The following is a 15342-nucleotide window of genomic DNA, read 5'->3' as shown; positions in this document are numbered from 1 at the left end:
TTTTTAAGTATAAATCTTTTAACAATTTTATTTCTTTAAACCAATTTGCCTTAATTTCGTTTAATCTTATAACAAGTAACAAAGACAAATTATGTTCGATAAATTAATGGCCGCACAACAAAAGGCCGATGAAATAAAAAAGAGATTAGATACAGTATCCGTATTTGCTGAAGTAGAAGGTGGTGCAATCCGCGTTACTGCTACTGCAAACAAAGCCATTACTGCTATTGAGATTGAAGAAGAATTCTACAAACAAGCCGACAAAGAAGAAGTGGAAGAACTCCTGCTTACTGCCATCAACAAGGCCCTTGCTCAGGCAGATATCGTTTCTGCAACAGAAATGCAGGCTGCAACAAAAGACATGCTAGGTGGCCTTGGCGGAATGTTCGGTCAATAGTTTTAAATCTTAATTCTCATCATCATGAAGTATACCTATTATGGACAATCCTGCTTCCTGCTGGAAGCAGATGGCAAAAAGTTTCTTTTCGATCCTTTTATCACTCCAAATACACTTGCCAAACATATCGACATCAGTACCATTGAGGCCGATTATATCCTGGTAAGCCATGGTCATGGTGATCATGTTGCCGATCTGGTAACGATCGCAAAACAAACCAACGCATTGGTAATCGCCATGCCAGAGGTTGTTCATTGGGCAGAAACACAAGGTGTAACCAATGTGCACTCCATGAATTATGGCCCTCAGAAGTTCGACTTCGGGAAACTAAGAATGGTTTGGGCGGCCCATTCCAGCTCTATGCCGGATGGAAGCTATGGAGGAAATCCTGCTGGCTTCGTTCTGGAAACTGCCGGAAAGTCCATTTACTTCGCAGGAGATACCTCATTAACGATCGAAATGAAACTCCTTGCAGAACTTTATAACCTGGATTATGCCATTCTGCCTATCGGCGGAAATTACACGATGGACGTAGACGACGCCCTGATTGCGACTAAATATTTTGACTGTGATAAAGTAATCGGGGTGCATTACAATACCTTCCCGGTCATAGAAATCGACACCAAAGAAGCGATTGCCAAATTCCAAAGAGAAAATAAAATCTTGTTACTCCCTGCAATCGGAGCAACAATCGATCTCTAAAGAATGTAAGGTTCAAATCATAAATAAAGATCCTGCAATAAAACCCCTGCTTTTATGAAATTTCAAAGGAGGAGCAGGATTTAAAAAAAAAAGCATATATGCTAAGAGATTCCCAGGAAATTTTGCCCTTATTCAGGGCGAAAGATTCCAGAATCGAGTAGTATATATGCTTTTTTAAGTAAGAAGTTTAAACGTAATCAGGAAAGAAAAAGATCCTGAAACACTAGTGTGCTTCCAACCAATTTACCCCTTCGCCAATCTCCACTTCGATAGGCACCGTCGTCTTGATCGCTGTTTTCATCCGATGTGAAATGATCTTTTTCATCGCCTCAACCTCTGTCTTTAACACATCGAACACCAACTCATCATGCACCTGCATTGTCATTTTCGATTGCAGTCCCTGATCCTGAATATCCTTATGAATATTAATCATGGCCACCTTAATCATATCCGCTGCTGAACCCTGTATTGGCGCATTAATCGCATTTCGTTCTGCAAAACCACGTACCGTCTGATTCGCAGAATTAATGTCTCTCAAATACCTTCTTCTTCCCAAAATCGTCTCCACAAAGCCATTTTCACGGGCGAAGTTCATCGTATCAGACATATATCGTTTAATCCCCGGATACTGCGTAAAATACTGTTCTATAATCTCCGCAGCTTCTTTTCTTGGGATACCCAGGTTCTGAGAAAGACCAAAAGCAGACTGACCATAAATGATTCCAAAGTTTACCGCTTTTGCGTTTCTTCTTTGGTTAGGCGTTACTTCTTCAATGGTAATTCCATAAACTCTGGCAGCAGTTGCGGTATGAATATCGATCCCTTTACTAAAAGCATCCAGCATATTCTCTTCCTTACTAATGTCCGCAATGATACGAAGCTCTATCTGAGAGTAATCCGCAGAAAGCAACACATGGTTTTCATCTCTTGGAATAAAGGCCTTACGCACTTCTCTACCACGATCACTGCGAATCGGAATGTTTTGCAGGTTCGGATTATTAGAACTCAACCTGCCTGTTGCAGCAACAGCCTGGTTATAGCTGGTATGTACCCTTCCCGTTTTAGGATTCACCAGCAACGGAAGTGCGTCAACATAGGTCGATTTCAGTTTCTGTAACTGGCGGAAATCCAATATATCCTTTACAATATCACTTTTATGTGCCAATGCCAATAATACATCTTCTCCGGTCTGGTATTGTCCGGTCTTGGTTTTCTTTGCTTTAGGGTCCAGTTGAAGTTTATCAAACAGCACTTCTCCCAATTGCTTTGGCGAGGCCAGGTTAAAAGTGACGCCACATTTGTCATAAACGTTCTGTTCAAACTTTCTGATGTCTGTTTCCAGCTCTTTAGAATAGTTGATTAACGTCTCTATATCAATTTTAACACCCTCTTTTTCAATATCTGCCAATACATACACCAATGGATTTTCTACATCCCTGGCCAGCTCTTCGGCATTCAATTCTTTCAGCATTGGCCTGAAAACGTTGGCCAGCTGCAAGGTTACATCTGCATCTTCCGCAGCATAGTCGACGACTTGTTCTACCGGAACATCCCTCATATTTCCCTGGTTCTTTCCTTTTGGTCCGATCAGTTTGGTAATGGACACCGGAGTATAGCCCAAATAGTTTTCAGACAACACATCCATATTGTGTCTGGTATCAGGGTCGATCAGGTAATGGGCAAGCATCGTATCAAATAATTTTCCTTTCACAGAGATGCCATACCATTTCAGGATCAGGATGTCATATTTGATATTCTGACCGATTTTGGCAATATTTTCATTCTCCAACACGGACCTGAACTCCTCCAGGATTGGTTGTACTTCAGCCATATCCGCCGACAAAGGAATATAATATCCTTCTCCCGGTTTTGTACTAAAAGACAATCCCACCAATTCGGCGAGATTCGCATCGGTACCTGTTGTTTCTGTATCTACACAGATACTTTCCTGCTGCTCTAAATGCGCAATAAGCGATTTGCGAAGCTCAGCAGTATCCACCAGGCGATAATCATGTGGAATATTTTCTATCGTCTTAAAAGGTTCAGATTCATCAAACAAGGATGGGGCGGATACAAATGTGGCCGTTTTTACTTTAACAGGCTCTGCCACTGCGTTGCCGAACAGATCGATTTGCTGTGAGCCTGTTCCTTTGGCCTCATTTACATTGAATCCTTCTCCAAAAACACGTTTACCAATCGTTCTGAATTCCAGTTCTGCAAATAGCGGCTCCAATAATTCCCTGCTTGGTTCTTCCAGGATCAGGGTATCCGGATTAAATTCTACCGGAACATCCAAAATGATCGTTGCTAATTTTTTAGAGATCATTCCCTGTTCGGCAAAGTTTTCTACATTCTCTCTTTGTTTCCCTTTCAGCTCATGAGAATTGGCAATGATGTTTTCCATCGAACCATATTGTTTGATCAGTGACTTTGCCGTTTTTTCTCCGATTCCGGGGATTCCAGGGATATTGTCGACCGCATCTCCCCATAGGCCGAGGATATCAATAACCTGGAGTACATTTTCAATTTCCCATTTAGCGAGCACTTCTGCCACGCCCAGGATTTCCATTTCATTGCCCATCCTGGCGGGCTTATAAATAAAGATGTTCTCCGATACCAACTGCGCAAAATCCTTATCAGGAGTCATACAATACACCTGAAAACCTTGTTTTTCGCCCTCTTTGGCCAGTGTTCCAATGATGTCATCGGCTTCGAATCCATCTTTAGTGATGACCGGAATGTTAAAGCCTTCAATCAGCCTGAAGACATATGGTAAGGCTGCGGAAAGGTCTTCCGGCATGGCCTGTCTGTGGGCTTTATAAGCTTCAAAATCAGTATGTCTTTCTGTAGGTGCTTCTGTATCAAAAACCACCGCAATGTGACTTGGTTTTTCTTTTTTAAGCACTTCCATTAAAGTGTTTGCAAAACCCATCACAGCCGATGTATTGATACCTGTGGAGGTAAATCGAGGGTTTTTACTCAATGCAAAATGCGCCCTGTAGATAAGCGCCATGCCGTCAAGAAGAAAAAGTTTTTTCATCAGTATATATTGTTTTTTTGTATTACAATTTAAATTACCCCGGGGCTGTTAACTTACTTTTCATCAGATCCCCGCCGCCAACCGAAGGGGCTTAATGAAGATTTCAGGCCGCAACCCATGGCTTCGGATAAAGGTACTAATACTTAAATAATTGTTTGTCATTATCCATAACAACAGCAAATAATTTCCGTTATTTGAGCATGATGACTGCCCTAAAAACATTTAAGCTAGTCCTGTTGCTGCTGATTGCCGCAATTGGGTTAAAAGCACAGGACATTGTGGTGATTTCGCCGGGGAATTTCCTTAGGGGAACCATACAGGCAACAGATTATGCCACGGTGATCCTCACTAAAGATGATGAATCGGTTGTACAATATAAGGCCACCGACATTCAGGAATTTGTGTGGAATGGGGAGACTTATGTCAGCAAGCCTATCGTGATCAAAAAGAAAATGGAGCACCGTTTCTTTAAAATACTGGAACAGGGTGCCGTTAACCTGTATGCAATTGGAGGAAGTACCGGCGTAGACATTCCCGAACCTAAAAGGCGCCGGATTACGCCCAGTATTGGAATCGGAGCTGGAAGCGGTGGTTTTGGTGGAGTTGGTGTTGGCGGCGGAATCAGCATTGGCGGAGGTCGCAACCGTCAGGAAGCACCGGTTAGACGGGTGATGCCTACTGCATTTTTCTTAGAGAAAATAGGTACCGGCCCCATGTCAGAACTTCCTGTTGAAGGCGGAAACGCTGAAGGAAAGAACCAGCATATTAAAAATATCCTGCTACAAAAACTCAGCAATGATGAGGATCTTGCAGAAAGAATAAAGGCCACAGAAAGCTTTGATGGAAAGCTGATCAGGGCCTTTGTTACTGCTTATAATGCCGTGCATAAATAACCATTAATAATATGGCTCTACCATTTATTTACTGATACAGCCTTCAATATGGTCGTTCACCATACCTGTGGCTTGCATATGTGCATAGCAGATGGTTGTTCCGAAGAACTTAAACCCACGTTTTTTCATGTCTTTACTGATGGCATCTGAAATTTCCGTACGGGCAGGTACTTCTCCAAGGGAAGCCCGGATATTGACAATTGGCTTCCTATCGGGAAGAAAGCCCCAGATATAATCAGAAAAAGTGCCAAACTCCTTTTGTATCGCGATGAAAAGCCGGGCATTATTAATGGCGGCCTTCACTTTCAGGCGATTTCTGATGATGCCTGTATCGTTCATTAAACGTTCTTCGTCGGCCTCCGTAAAGGCAGCTACTTTCTGCACGTCAAAATCAGCAAAAGCAGTTCTATAGCCATCCCTTCTTCTGAGGATGGTAATCCAGCTGAGTCCTGCCTGAGCACCTTCAAGAATTAAAAACTCGAACAAGGTCTTATCATCATAAACTGGCTTTCCCCATTCTTCGTCATGATATTTGATGTACTGCGGATCTGTACCGCACCATCCGCATCTGATTACCTCTTCCATAACCTTAAAGACTAAGTTCGTCCCAATACTCTACAGCTCTTCTGTAATGAGGGATCACTATTGAACCACCTACCAGGTTGGCGATCATAAAAACTTCATTAATTTCGGCATTACTCACTCCTTCATGGAAACATTTTTCCAGGTGATACTTAATGCAATCGTCACAACGCAAAACCATAGAGGCTACCAGTCCGAGCATCTCTTTCGTCTTCACATTCAGGGCACCCTCAGCATAAGTCGTGGTATCCAAAGCGAAGAAGCGCTTGATATTGGTATTCGAGGTTTCCATGATCCTATCGTTCATTTTAGTCCGATAGTCGTTAAATTCTTCTACTAATTTGCCCATATTAAAATTGTAAGTAAGTTCTGTTTATGCAGTTAAGCTGTCCCGCTTATAACTCCAGTAAAGGATTCCAGAGCAGCGCTCTAAAGTTCTGCACTTTATCATTTTTAACCACGATTCCCTCGGCTTCCAGCAATTCCTGCATCAGCTCCGGTGTTTTGAAATGAAATTTACCGGTGAGTAAGCCACTGCTGTTGACCACCCTGTGGGCGGGGATAGGCGGATGTGCTGCTCCGGCATTGCTCATGGCATAGCCCACCATGCGGGCAGAGCCACCGGCACCTAAACTTTTGGCAATGGCACCATAGGAAGAAACTCTTCCCTTAGGAATCAGCCTTACCAATTCAAAAACCTGGTCGTAAAATGATTGCTCCATATCGGGATCCTTTTTATAGGTTAATTATTCAAAAGAGAACTGAATATAGTTGATATTTTTATCGTGTTTAAGGTAAATCCGCTCATAATGTGTTTTGATTTTTAAAACGTCATCATAGAATTCGGAAGTATACAGATGGTCCGTTTTCTTATGGCAGATTAAATTCAGTTCTGCGACTTTCTCAACTGTATAAGCATATAAACCATCATTGTCTGTTTTCAGGTTGATCTTTCCACCCGGCTTTAAAAAGGTTTTGTACATGTCCAGAAAGCGGTCGTACGTCAGCCTTTTCTTTTCTCTGCTATCCTGCGGCTGAGGATCCGGGAAAGTAATCCAGATCTCGTCTACTTCTCCTTTTCCAAAGTATTCTGCAATGTCTTCAATCTGAATTCTTAGAAAGGCCAGGTTGTTTATATTTTCATCTACTCCGGTTCTTGCCCCTCTCCAGATGCGGTTTCCTTTTAGATCAATCCCTATAAAGTTCTTTTCCGGAAAAAACTTAGCCATATTTACGGAATATTCTCCTTTACCACAAGCCAATTCCAATACGATTGGTGCTTCATTTTTAAAATGCTCAGAAGCCCATTTGCCTTGCAGAACCTTTCCTTCTTCCATCTGGTATACATTGGAAAAAGTATCTATCTCTGCAAATTTTCTTAATTTATCTTTACCCACTACTAAAATATTTTTATGCAAAAATACAATTAAATCAGTCTCTTAAAGATGATGCTAACTATTTCGTATTTTTGCAGGTATAATAGAATCTCTAAGTGGAAAAGAACGCAAAAATATATGTAGCCGGTCACCGAGGTATGGTAGGTTCGGCAATTTACAGGAAGCTGGTTAAGGAAGGGTACACCAATCTGCTGACCAGAACATCTTCTGAACTTGATTTACGCAATCAGCAGGCCGTAACGGATTTCTTTGAAGCCGAAAAGCCGGAATACGTGTTTTTAGCCGCAGCAAAAGTGGGAGGCATTGTCGCCAACAACACTTACCGGGCTGATTTTCTGTTTGAGAACCTTTCTATCCAGAATAATGTCATCCACCAGGCTTACAAAACCGGGGTTAAAAAATTAATGTTTTTAGGTTCCAGCTGTATTTATCCTAAACTGGCTCCTCAGCCCTTAAAAGAAGAATACCTCCTTACCGGATTACTGGAAGAGACCAATGAGCCTTATGCCATTGCAAAAATTTCAGGAATTAAAATGTGTGATGCCTACAGGGCACAATACAATTGCAATTTCATTTCAGTGATGCCGACCAATTTATACGGATATAACGACAACTACCACCCGCAAAATTCTCATGTTTTACCCGCACTGATCCGCAGGTTTCATGAAGCCAAAGAAAATGGATTGGCGGAGGTGAGCATCTGGGGTTCCGGATCTCCGTTAAGGGAGTTCCTCTTTGCCGATGACCTTGCAGAAGCCTGTTATTTTCTGATGCAGAACTTTAATGAGGGTGGCTTTCTGAATATCGGAACCGGGCATGACCTTAGCATAAAGGACCTGGCCTTACTTGTTAAAAAAATAGTTGGCTTTGAAGGCGCCCTGACTTTCGATAACAGTAAGCCTGACGGCACACCAAGAAAATTAATGGATGTTTCCAAGCTACACGATCTTGGCTGGAAGCACCGGATAGAACTGGAAGAAGGCATTCAGCTTGCCTATCAGGATTTCCTAAGCAAACAACAGGAAAGTCCCGCGCTGTAGCGCAATGCTCATATAAAATAAAAAATCCCTTCAACATGTTGAGGGGATTTTTATTTTAGGTAGTTGTCCCTGGTTCAGGACCGATAACACCACCGCCGCCTCTACACAATGGGACGTTAATGTGCTGACAGACGCCATCTTCTCCAATAAACCCTCCCGGGCAATAATGTTTATACTGACCTTCAGGACAAACCCTATCTGTTACTCCAGGATCTCCGCCCAACACCTCTTTCATGTCCTTTCGGGACAACAATTGTTTTTCATTAAAGTTTTCTTTTTTCATTATTACAGCCTGGTTAGTTAACAATTAGTTGATTACAACACAATTTAGCTTATTTTTTAAACCAAAAAGATATAAGCTCCAAAATCATCGAATACTATTTTTGTGACACAAACCCTGAAACTATCATAGTTAAAATTGATACATTTGTAGAAGTAAATAAACTTTAACTATATGACTTTAGTTCAACTGGAATACATCGTCGCAGTAGATACCTACAGAAGCTTCGTTGGTGCCGCAGAAAAGTGTTTTGTGACCCAACCCACCTTAAGCATGCAAGTGCAAAAACTGGAAGAAATGCTGAACGTAAAAATCTTTGACCGCAGCAAGCAACCTGTTATTCCTACTGAGATTGGCGCCCAGGTTATTGAACAGGCAAGAATGGTACTCCAGGAAAGTCAAAAGATCAAAGAGATCATCAGCAGTCAACAACAGGATGTAGTAGGGGAATTAAAAGTAGGCATTATCCCTACCGTAGCTCCTTACCTCCTCCCAAAAGTGATCTCCGGAATGATGGAAAAATTTCCTGACCTCAAGTTACTGATCTGGGAATACACCACCGAAGACATTATCCATCACTTGAAAACAGGTGTTTTAGATTGCGGCATATTGGCCACACCCCTTGCCGACAATAACATCGCCGAGCTTCCATTGTATTACGAGAACTTTGTGACCTATATCAGTAAAAACAGTAAGCTTTTTAAAAAGAAAACCATAGATGCCAATGACCTGGAAGATGAAAATATCTGGTTGTTAAATGAAGGACACTGTATGCGCTCGCAGGTATTAAACATCTGCCGTTCCACCAAAGACAACCGCCTTCAGGGCCTGACTTATAACACCGGCAGCGTAGAAACGCTGATCCGGATGGTAGATGTAAATAATGGAGCTACGCTTTTACCAGAACTGGCTTTGGCGGAACTAACCAACAAGCAGCTGAGCAAAGTCCGTTATTTCAGATCTCCTGAACCTGTTCGGGAAATCAGTCTGATTACCCATAAGAACTTCATTAAGAAAAGAATGCTCAATGCATTAAAAGAAGAGATCTTGGCCATTATTCCAAAGACGATGAAGCAGAAGAAGAGAAAAGATGTGGTAGGCCTTTAAATCGCTGAAAAAACCATAAACAAAGAAAGCCTGTGATGAACTCACAGGCTTTCTTTGTTTAAGATTGCTTAGTTATGCTTTTTTGAAGCGTTCAGCAACAGCATCCCAGTTTACTACATTCCAGAAAGCTGAAATATAATCAGGGCGTCTGTTTTGATATTTTAAGTAGTAAGCATGTTCCCATACGTCCATACCCAATACCGGAGTACCTTTTACTTCAGCGATATCCATTAATGGATTGTCTTGGTTTGGCGTAGAAGTAACCGCTAATTTATTATCAGCAGTAACGATTAACCAAGCCCATCCTGAACCGAAACGGGTTGCACCAGCTTCAGCAAATTTAGTTTTGAAGTCTGCAAAAGATCCAAAAGCAGCATTGATTGCTTCTGCCAATTCTCCTTTAGGCTCACCACCTTTGTTTGGAGCAAGAACTTCCCAGAATAAAGAGTGATTATAGTGACCACCACCATTGTTTCTTACCGCTGCAGGAAACTTAGAGATGTTTTTAACAATTTCTTCAATGCTTTGGCTAGCTTCTGCTTTGCCTTCTAAAGCTTTATTTAAGTTGGTAACGTATGCCTGGTGATGTTTACCGTGGTGAATTTCCATGGTAAGTTTATCAATATGCGGTTCTAGTGCATCTGTTGCGTAAGGTAACGCAGGTAATTCAAAAGCCATATTATTTTATTTTAAGGTTAAAACTTATTTCTAACACAAAGATAACATTCAAACGTTAATTTTTGTTCAATACTTTGTCAAGTTTAGCCTCTTTTATTCGCAAAAAAACGCGTCATCAGGGCTCCGCACTCTGTTGCCAGCACCCCTCCGATCAGTTCGGTTTTTGGATGAAGCAGCTGACTGTTCTTTGAGGTAAAACCTCTTTTCGGCTCGGTAGCACCATATACCAACCGACCGATTTGTGTCCAGTAACTGGCTCCTGCGCACATCACACAGGGCTCAATAGTCACGTACAAAGTACATTCTTTTAAGTATTTACCGCCTAATGTTTGAGAAGCTGCCGTAAAGGCCTGCATCTCGGCATGGGCCGTCACATCGTTCAACTGCTCTGTCAGGTTATGTCCACGGCCAACAATCCTTCCTTTACACACCACAATCGCCCCAATCGGAATCTCTTCTGAATCGTAGGCTTTTTGTGCTTCCTGTAAAGCCAGCCGCATGTAATGCTCGTCCTCAGCTACCGGACTATTTTCTTCTGAAAAATTATAATAACTCATTTAACACAATTTACTGCCGTTTGGCACAGTACCATTTAAAGCCGTTAATACAATATCTCCATTTTCATCCGCAAAACCTGTCACCAGGAATTCAGACATGAATTTTCCAATTTGTTTTTTAGGAAAGTTGACCACACCAACGATCTGTTTTCCTACCAGTTCTTCTTTTGAATAGTGTTTTGTGATCTGAGCACTGCTCATTCTTACACCAAGATCGCCGAAATCTACTTTTACTTTATAAGCTGGTTTTCTTGCTTCCGGAAAATCGAAGACCTCCAGGATGGTCCCCGCACGAAGCTCGACCTTCTCAAAATCATTCCAATTAATTTCTTCCATGCGCTAAAAATACAATTTATCGGCAAAATTCCATGTTTTATCCAAGGTCGGTCCTTAAATTAAAATCCAATCATTGGATCGGTAGTTCTTATATTTCCGAAATGATCCGGGCTTTTTTTAAGCGAAGAAATGAGTAGGAAAAACATAGTCTTCAGAAATCCGGCCAGGCCAAATGTATACCTGACCCGGGATCGGAAATGGGATATGGCCAGTACCGGAAAAAAGCAGAAACTGCTTCGGATCAACCCCGGATAGAACAGGGATAGAACACGGATAGAACAGGGACAAATACCGTACTTTATCCGGGTTTGATCCGGGGGCTATTTTGCCTTCATCATTGCTCATTCCAAACCGCTCTCTATTTAGTCCGGTAATCCGTTCTATTCTGAAAACCGAACCTCCCCAAGGGTAAAAATATCTCTGAAAAATTCTGATTTAAGTCCTCCTCGGAAATTGGGAATCTCCTGATTTTCTCTATTTTTGATGATTGCCGCTTTCTCCTGTACAACGTACAGGTTACTCATTCCACAACCATTAAAACAGCGATGAAATGATCCCTCTTAAAGAAATCTCTTACTTTGCCCTGGCGGCGCTGGTGCTGGTGATCAGTCCAGGTCCAAACATGATTTATTTGATCTCCCGTTCCATCACACAAGGCCGGAAATCAGGATTAATCTCTCTGGCAGGGATTATGTGTGGCTTTCTTTTTCACATCATTCTCGTTTCTTTTGGGCTTACTGCTGTTCTTTTCGCTGTTCCTTTTGTCTACTCGACGATTAAAACCCTGGGTGTATTCTACCTATTATATCTCGCTTACCAGGCAATTAAACCCAATGGCAAGGGCCTGTTTGAAACCAGAACAGACCTCAGCAATGATAAACCTGCGAAATTGTTCAAGATTGGCGTACTCACCACTGTACTGAATCCTAAGGTAGCGGTATTCTATTTATCTTTCTTTCCCTATTTTATCAAACCGGAATACGGGTCTATATTTCTTCAAAGCTTGCAATTGGGGATTACACAGGTAAGCATCAGCTTTACGGTCAATTTTCTGATTGTACTGACCGCGGCTCAGGTTTCCTTATTTTTCGCCAAAAATCCGACCTGGGTAAAAATCCAGAAATGGTTTATGGCCAGTGTGCTGCTGATGCTGGCCTTAAAGATGGCAGTCAGCAAGGAAAAGTAAAAAGAACATTGTTTTTTCTAACTTTGCAGCATGATTGATGTAATACTTAAAAAAGGAAAAGAAAAGGCTGCAATGCTACACCATCCCTGGATCTTTTCGGGAGCAATTGATAAAATTAAGGGTAAGCCATTAAATGGTGAAATCGTTAAGGTTTGTTCAGCAAGTGCTGAATTTCTTGCCTACGCGTATTACAACGATCAATCAAGGGTTGCATTGAGGTTAATGGAATGGGAGGAGAGCAAAACTATCGATAAGGAATGGTATCAGGAAAAACTCCGCAATGCCATTGCTTCGAGAAAGCACCTCCTCAATGCCGACACCAATACCTGCCGACTGGTTTTTAGTGAGGCAGATTTTCTTCCCGGTCTGATTGTAGATCAATATGCCGACTTTCTTTCCCTGCAAATATTAAGTGCCGGAATGGAAAATGTAAAAGAAGAAATCATCGCGCTTTTAAAAGAAGAATTAAATCCTAGAGGAATCTTCGATAAAAGTGACGCAGGTGCACGCAAGCATGAGAACCTGGAAGCAACACAAGGCTTACTTTGGGGAGAGACACCTCCGGAATTTATCGAAGTAAGGGAAAATGGAATTGCTTACCACATCAACATCGCTGACGGACAGAAATCCGGGTTTTACTGTGATCAACGGGATAACCGCGAGATTCTTGCCGCTTATTCTAAAGATAAAACCGTACTGGATTGTTTCTGCTACAGTGGCGGATTTACTTTAAATAGCCTGAAACATGGTGCAGCACACGTAACCAGTGTAGACAGCTCTGCGCTTGCCATAGAAACTTTAGCACATAACCTGGAACTGAACGGTTTTGACGCTGCTCAGCAACTCAGCATCCAGTCTGACGTAAACAAACAATTGCGTGTGTTTAAAGAAGAAGGAAAGAAATTTGATATCGTGGTCTTAGACCCCCCTAAATATGCACCATCCCGTTCAGCTTTAGACAGGGCTGCAAGAGCTTATAAAGACCTGAACAGGCTTGGCATGCTTTTACTGGAAAAAGGTGGCATATTGGCTACTTATTCCTGCTCCGGTGCCGTAGATATGGAAACGTTCAAGCAAATTATTGCCTGGGCAGCTTTGGATGCCGGCAAAGAAGTGCAGATCATCAAACAATTCCATCAGCCTGAAGACCATCCGGTAAGGGTTTCTTTCCCTGAGGGAGAATACCTTAAAGGTTTATTGTTAAGAGTCCTTTAGCCCTCAGGTTCTTCAGAACCGGAAGGCAACTGATCATATTCCCCTTTCAGCGCATAATAGCCGAAAATTACCAGGCCTGCGCTGATTGGGATAAAAATAAATAAAATGATCCCCCATTGCAGGGCGGTATTTGTCTTTTGCACCCCTTCGGCAGCCAGACCCACTTTCTCGTAAGCCTGTAAAAACATAAAGATAATCGATGCCGGTCCGAGTATCATCCAAAGTAGTCCTAATCCTTTTTTCAATCCGTTCATAGTTTTTTCTTTATTTAGGCTTCTGTTTCGACTGGTTTTTTATTAGAAAGGTAAATTGCCCCAATGATAAAGCTCAGGCTGGCAATTCCAATAGGATACCATAATCCGGATAAAGGTGTCGATCCGGAATAACTGGCGATCAATGTGGCAATGAAAGGAACGAGCCCTCCAAAAACCCCATTTCCGACATGATAAGGCAAGGACATGGAAGTATAGCGGATTTTTGTAGGGAATAGCTCGACCAAAAATGCAGCGATGGGTCCATAGACCATCGTCACCAATAAAATCTGGAAGAAAACCAGGGCTACAAATTTCCAGAATACCGTCGTGGATAATTGCTTATCTTTAAGTTGATCCGGCTGAACAGCGGCAGGTTTTCCCTTTTCTTTAAATTCAATATGGGATTGGATCTTTTGATAAGAAGCACCCGATAACAGCGTCACCCTCGCACTGGTAGAGATTAAACTATCGGCAGTCCCCTCCAGCAGGGTCCGGGTAACCACAGGGTCAGAAACAGACTGAATATCCTGCTGCGTAACCTTCGTAAAGTCTGTATCGTCAAGAAAGATCTGATAGATCGGCCGGTAGAAAACAATCCCCAGCAACATTCCGGTAAGCATGATCCATTTTCGCCCCACTTTATCGCTCCAGGAACCAAAGACGACAAAAAATGGGGTAGCAAAAGCAATCCCCCAGAGCAGAATGTACCTGGAATCATTAAAATCAACTTTACAGGTGTTTTCTATAAAAGATTGCGCATAAAACTGACCGGTATACCAGATCACCCCCTGTCCCATCGTTGCACCAAAAAGTGCGAGCAACACCATTTTAAAATTCGCTTTGTTGTTGAAGCTTTCCTTTAAAGGATTTTTAGAGACCTTTCCTTCTGTTTTCAATTTGGTAAACATTGGAGACTCGTGCATTTTCAGACGGATATAAATAGAAACACCCACCAGCAAGATGGAAAGCAGGAAAGGGATTCTCCATCCCCAATCTGCGAAGCCAGATGCTCCGATCAGGTTTTTAGTCAATACGATAATCCCTAAAGAGAGAAACAATCCCCCTGTTGCTGTCGTCTGAATCCAACTGGTAAAAAATCCTCTTTTATTTGCAGGTGCATGCTCTGCTACATAAGTTGCCGCTCCGCCATACTCCCCTCCAAGGGCTAATCCCTGCACCAGACGCAAGATCAACACCAGGATGGGCGCTGCATAACCGATACTGGAATAAGAAGGGATGAGGCCAATTAAAAAGGTAGAACCACCCATTAAGACCAACGTCAGTAAGAACGTGTATTTACGCCCTATTAAATCGCCCAGGCGGCCAAAGACCAATGCTCCAAAAGGCCTGACAATAAATCCTGCGGCAAAAATCGCCAGGGTGTTGATGAGTGCAGATGCTCCGGCATCTGCCGGAAAGAGCTGTGCCCCGATAATTGTGGCCAGACTGCCAAAAATATAGAAATCATACCATTCAATCAGTGTCCCCAGAGAAGAGGCACCAATGACTTTGAAAATACTGTTTTTTTGTAGTTCCTGGCTCATACGTTAAGGGAATATTTGGCTTCAGAAATAAATCTACTATTTATTCCCAATTATCCCTCAGGACTTTATCAAAAAAACCAGATTACCTGCAATCTTTCAGAAGAAAACAGGAGATTTAAAAGCATTCTCTATAA

General features: G+C 42.2%; 20 protein-coding genes. 8 read left to right on the top strand and 12 right to left on the bottom strand.

Translation table 11 applies throughout. From position 1 onward, the window contains the following. The first annotated feature begins 91 nt into the window (after positions 1–91). Positions 92–397: a YbaB/EbfC family nucleoid-associated protein gene (locus AAFF35_RS29750; protein ID WP_124585973.1), complete on the top strand. Its 306-nt coding sequence runs from the start codon at positions 92–94 to the stop codon at positions 395–397. Positions 398–421: 24 nt separating this feature from the next. Continuing rightward, complete coding sequence (locus AAFF35_RS29745) at positions 422–1099, top strand: metal-dependent hydrolase (RefSeq protein ID WP_342330081.1); 678 nt, start codon at positions 422–424, stop codon at positions 1097–1099. 223 nt (positions 1100–1322) lie between these two features. On the opposite strand, the gene polA is transcribed toward AAFF35_RS29745, so the two are convergent. Beyond that, positions 1323–4139, bottom strand: coding sequence for a DNA polymerase I (gene polA, locus AAFF35_RS29740; protein ID WP_342330080.1), 2817 nt, complete (start codon positions 4137–4139; stop codon positions 1323–1325). A gap of 200 nt (positions 4140–4339) precedes the next feature. Here polA and AAFF35_RS29735 point away from each other — a divergent pair, with 200 nt between their 5' ends. Next, entirely contained in the window at positions 4340–5032 is a 693-nt protein-coding gene (locus AAFF35_RS29735) for a hypothetical protein (protein WP_342330078.1), read from the top strand. 24 nt (positions 5033–5056) lie between these two features. On the opposite strand, the gene AAFF35_RS29730 is transcribed toward AAFF35_RS29735, so the two are convergent. The 4 genes from AAFF35_RS29730 to trmB are packed head-to-tail and all read right to left on the bottom strand — an operon-like array spanning position 5057 to position 7011. Then, positions 5057–5617 carry a DNA-3-methyladenine glycosylase I gene (locus AAFF35_RS29730; protein WP_342330077.1) on the bottom strand — a complete coding sequence of 187 codons (561 nt, stop codon included), beginning with the start codon at positions 5615–5617 and terminating at the stop codon, positions 5057–5059. Positions 5618–5621: 4 nt separating this feature from the next. After that, positions 5622–5963, bottom strand: coding sequence for a carboxymuconolactone decarboxylase family protein (locus AAFF35_RS29725; RefSeq protein WP_074611333.1), 342 nt, complete (start codon positions 5961–5963; stop codon positions 5622–5624). 46 nt (positions 5964–6009) lie between these two features. Next, positions 6010–6336 (bottom strand): MGMT family protein, encoded by a 327-nt coding sequence (locus AAFF35_RS29720; protein WP_342330075.1) that lies wholly within the window; start codon positions 6334–6336, stop codon positions 6010–6012. Between the two features lie 24 nt (positions 6337–6360). Beyond that, the gene (gene trmB, locus AAFF35_RS29715) at positions 6361–7011 is read right to left on the bottom strand and encodes a tRNA (guanosine(46)-N7)-methyltransferase TrmB (protein WP_342330074.1); all 651 of its coding nucleotides are present in this window, start codon (positions 7009–7011) and stop codon (positions 6361–6363) included. A gap of 95 nt (positions 7012–7106) precedes the next feature. Here trmB and AAFF35_RS29710 point away from each other — a divergent pair, with 95 nt between their 5' ends. Next, on the top strand, positions 7107–8051 hold the full coding sequence (locus AAFF35_RS29710; RefSeq protein ID WP_342330072.1) for a GDP-L-fucose synthase: 945 nt from the start codon (positions 7107–7109) through the stop codon (positions 8049–8051). Between the two features lie 55 nt (positions 8052–8106). On the opposite strand, the gene AAFF35_RS29705 is transcribed toward AAFF35_RS29710, so the two are convergent. Then, positions 8107–8334, bottom strand: a complete 228-nt coding sequence (locus AAFF35_RS29705; protein ID WP_342330071.1) for a hypothetical protein — start codon at positions 8332–8334, stop codon at positions 8107–8109. A gap of 171 nt (positions 8335–8505) precedes the next feature. On the opposite strand from AAFF35_RS29705, the gene AAFF35_RS29700 reads away from it, so the two are divergent. Then, positions 8506–9438 (top strand): hydrogen peroxide-inducible genes activator, encoded by a 933-nt coding sequence (locus tag AAFF35_RS29700; protein WP_342330070.1) that lies wholly within the window; start codon positions 8506–8508, stop codon positions 9436–9438. 72 nt (positions 9439–9510) lie between these two features. Here the strand turns inward: AAFF35_RS29700 and AAFF35_RS29695 are convergent, their stop codons facing one another. The 3 genes from AAFF35_RS29695 to AAFF35_RS29685 form a co-directional block, all read right to left on the bottom strand. Then, positions 9511–10116 carry a superoxide dismutase gene (locus tag AAFF35_RS29695; RefSeq protein WP_069378387.1) on the bottom strand — a complete coding sequence of 202 codons (606 nt, stop codon included), beginning with the start codon at positions 10114–10116 and terminating at the stop codon, positions 9511–9513. Positions 10117–10199: 83 nt separating this feature from the next. Further along, complete coding sequence (locus AAFF35_RS29690) at positions 10200–10673, bottom strand: nucleoside deaminase (RefSeq protein WP_342330069.1); 474 nt, start codon at positions 10671–10673, stop codon at positions 10200–10202. Next, the gene (locus AAFF35_RS29685; protein ID WP_342330068.1) at positions 10674–11009 is read right to left on the bottom strand and encodes a tRNA-binding protein; all 336 of its coding nucleotides are present in this window, start codon (positions 11007–11009) and stop codon (positions 10674–10676) included. A gap of 129 nt (positions 11010–11138) precedes the next feature. Here AAFF35_RS29685 and AAFF35_RS29680 point away from each other — a divergent pair, with 129 nt between their 5' ends. Further along, a complete protein-coding gene (locus AAFF35_RS29680) occupies positions 11139–11264 on the top strand; it encodes a hypothetical protein (RefSeq protein ID WP_342330067.1) in 126 nt (41 codons plus the stop codon). Positions 11265–11389: 125 nt separating this feature from the next. On the opposite strand, the gene AAFF35_RS29675 is transcribed toward AAFF35_RS29680, so the two are convergent. Continuing rightward, positions 11390–11533: a hypothetical protein gene (locus tag AAFF35_RS29675; protein WP_342330065.1), complete on the bottom strand. Its 144-nt coding sequence runs from the start codon at positions 11531–11533 to the stop codon at positions 11390–11392. A gap of 26 nt (positions 11534–11559) precedes the next feature. Here AAFF35_RS29675 and AAFF35_RS29670 point away from each other — a divergent pair, with 26 nt between their 5' ends. Together AAFF35_RS29670 and AAFF35_RS29665 are read left to right on the top strand one after the other, a co-directional pair. Further along, positions 11560–12195 (top strand): LysE family translocator, encoded by a 636-nt coding sequence (locus AAFF35_RS29670; protein WP_342330063.1) that lies wholly within the window; start codon positions 11560–11562, stop codon positions 12193–12195. A gap of 30 nt (positions 12196–12225) precedes the next feature. Further along, positions 12226–13410, top strand: coding sequence for a class I SAM-dependent rRNA methyltransferase (locus AAFF35_RS29665; RefSeq protein WP_342330061.1), 1185 nt, complete (start codon positions 12226–12228; stop codon positions 13408–13410). Here AAFF35_RS29665 and AAFF35_RS29660 read toward each other — a convergent pair. Both AAFF35_RS29660 and AAFF35_RS29655 read right to left on the bottom strand, forming a co-directional pair. Beyond that, positions 13407–13664: a DUF6814 family protein gene (locus AAFF35_RS29660; RefSeq protein ID WP_342330059.1), complete on the bottom strand. Its 258-nt coding sequence runs from the start codon at positions 13662–13664 to the stop codon at positions 13407–13409. The two genes, AAFF35_RS29665 and AAFF35_RS29660, sit on opposite strands and share 4 nt — an antisense overlap. A gap of 14 nt (positions 13665–13678) precedes the next feature. Further along, on the bottom strand, positions 13679–15208 hold the full coding sequence (locus AAFF35_RS29655; protein ID WP_342330058.1) for an MFS transporter: 1530 nt from the start codon (positions 15206–15208) through the stop codon (positions 13679–13681). Positions 15209–15342: the final 134 nt, after the last annotated feature.

Source organism: Pedobacter sp. FW305-3-2-15-E-R2A2, from assembly GCF_038446955.1.
Lineage (GTDB): Bacteria > Bacteroidota > Bacteroidia > Sphingobacteriales > Sphingobacteriaceae > Pedobacter.
This window is presented reverse-complemented; position numbering and strand designations above follow the sequence as displayed.

What these genes read in the sequence shown, in the direction of transcription:
- AAFF35_RS29685 (WP_342330068.1), bottom strand. Translation starts at nt 11,009, where the DNA reads ATGGAAGAAATTAATTGGAATGATTTTGAGAAGGTCGAGCTTCGTGCG.
- AAFF35_RS29750 (WP_124585973.1), top strand. Translation starts at nt 92, where the DNA reads ATGTTCGATAAATTAATGGCCGCACAACAAAAGGCCGATGAAATAAAA.
- AAFF35_RS29680 (WP_342330067.1), top strand. Translation starts at nt 11,139, where the DNA reads ATGAGTAGGAAAAACATAGTCTTCAGAAATCCGGCCAGGCCAAATGTA.
- AAFF35_RS29695 (WP_069378387.1), bottom strand. Translation starts at nt 10,116, where the DNA reads ATGGCTTTTGAATTACCTGCGTTACCTTACGCAACAGATGCACTAGAA.
- AAFF35_RS29745 (WP_342330081.1), top strand. Translation starts at nt 422, where the DNA reads ATGAAGTATACCTATTATGGACAATCCTGCTTCCTGCTGGAAGCAGAT.
- AAFF35_RS29675 (WP_342330065.1), bottom strand. Translation starts at nt 11,533, where the DNA reads ATGAGTAACCTGTACGTTGTACAGGAGAAAGCGGCAATCATCAAAAAT.
- AAFF35_RS29665 (WP_342330061.1), top strand. Translation starts at nt 12,226, where the DNA reads ATGATTGATGTAATACTTAAAAAAGGAAAAGAAAAGGCTGCAATGCTA.
- AAFF35_RS29670 (WP_342330063.1), top strand. Translation starts at nt 11,560, where the DNA reads ATGATCCCTCTTAAAGAAATCTCTTACTTTGCCCTGGCGGCGCTGGTG.
- AAFF35_RS29700 (WP_342330070.1), top strand. Translation starts at nt 8,506, where the DNA reads ATGACTTTAGTTCAACTGGAATACATCGTCGCAGTAGATACCTACAGA.
- AAFF35_RS29725 (WP_074611333.1), bottom strand. Translation starts at nt 5,963, where the DNA reads ATGGGCAAATTAGTAGAAGAATTTAACGACTATCGGACTAAAATGAAC.
- AAFF35_RS29690 (WP_342330069.1), bottom strand. Translation starts at nt 10,673, where the DNA reads ATGAGTTATTATAATTTTTCAGAAGAAAATAGTCCGGTAGCTGAGGAC.
- AAFF35_RS29660 (WP_342330059.1), bottom strand. Translation starts at nt 13,664, where the DNA reads ATGAACGGATTGAAAAAAGGATTAGGACTACTTTGGATGATACTCGGA.
- AAFF35_RS29655 (WP_342330058.1), bottom strand. Translation starts at nt 15,208, where the DNA reads ATGAGCCAGGAACTACAAAAAAACAGTATTTTCAAAGTCATTGGTGCC.
- polA (WP_342330080.1), bottom strand. Translation starts at nt 4,139, where the DNA reads ATGAAAAAACTTTTTCTTCTTGACGGCATGGCGCTTATCTACAGGGCG.
- AAFF35_RS29730 (WP_342330077.1), bottom strand. Translation starts at nt 5,617, where the DNA reads ATGGAAGAGGTAATCAGATGCGGATGGTGCGGTACAGATCCGCAGTAC.
- AAFF35_RS29735 (WP_342330078.1), top strand. Translation starts at nt 4,340, where the DNA reads ATGATGACTGCCCTAAAAACATTTAAGCTAGTCCTGTTGCTGCTGATT.
- AAFF35_RS29705 (WP_342330071.1), bottom strand. Translation starts at nt 8,334, where the DNA reads ATGAAAAAAGAAAACTTTAATGAAAAACAATTGTTGTCCCGAAAGGAC.
- AAFF35_RS29720 (WP_342330075.1), bottom strand. Translation starts at nt 6,336, where the DNA reads ATGGAGCAATCATTTTACGACCAGGTTTTTGAATTGGTAAGGCTGATT.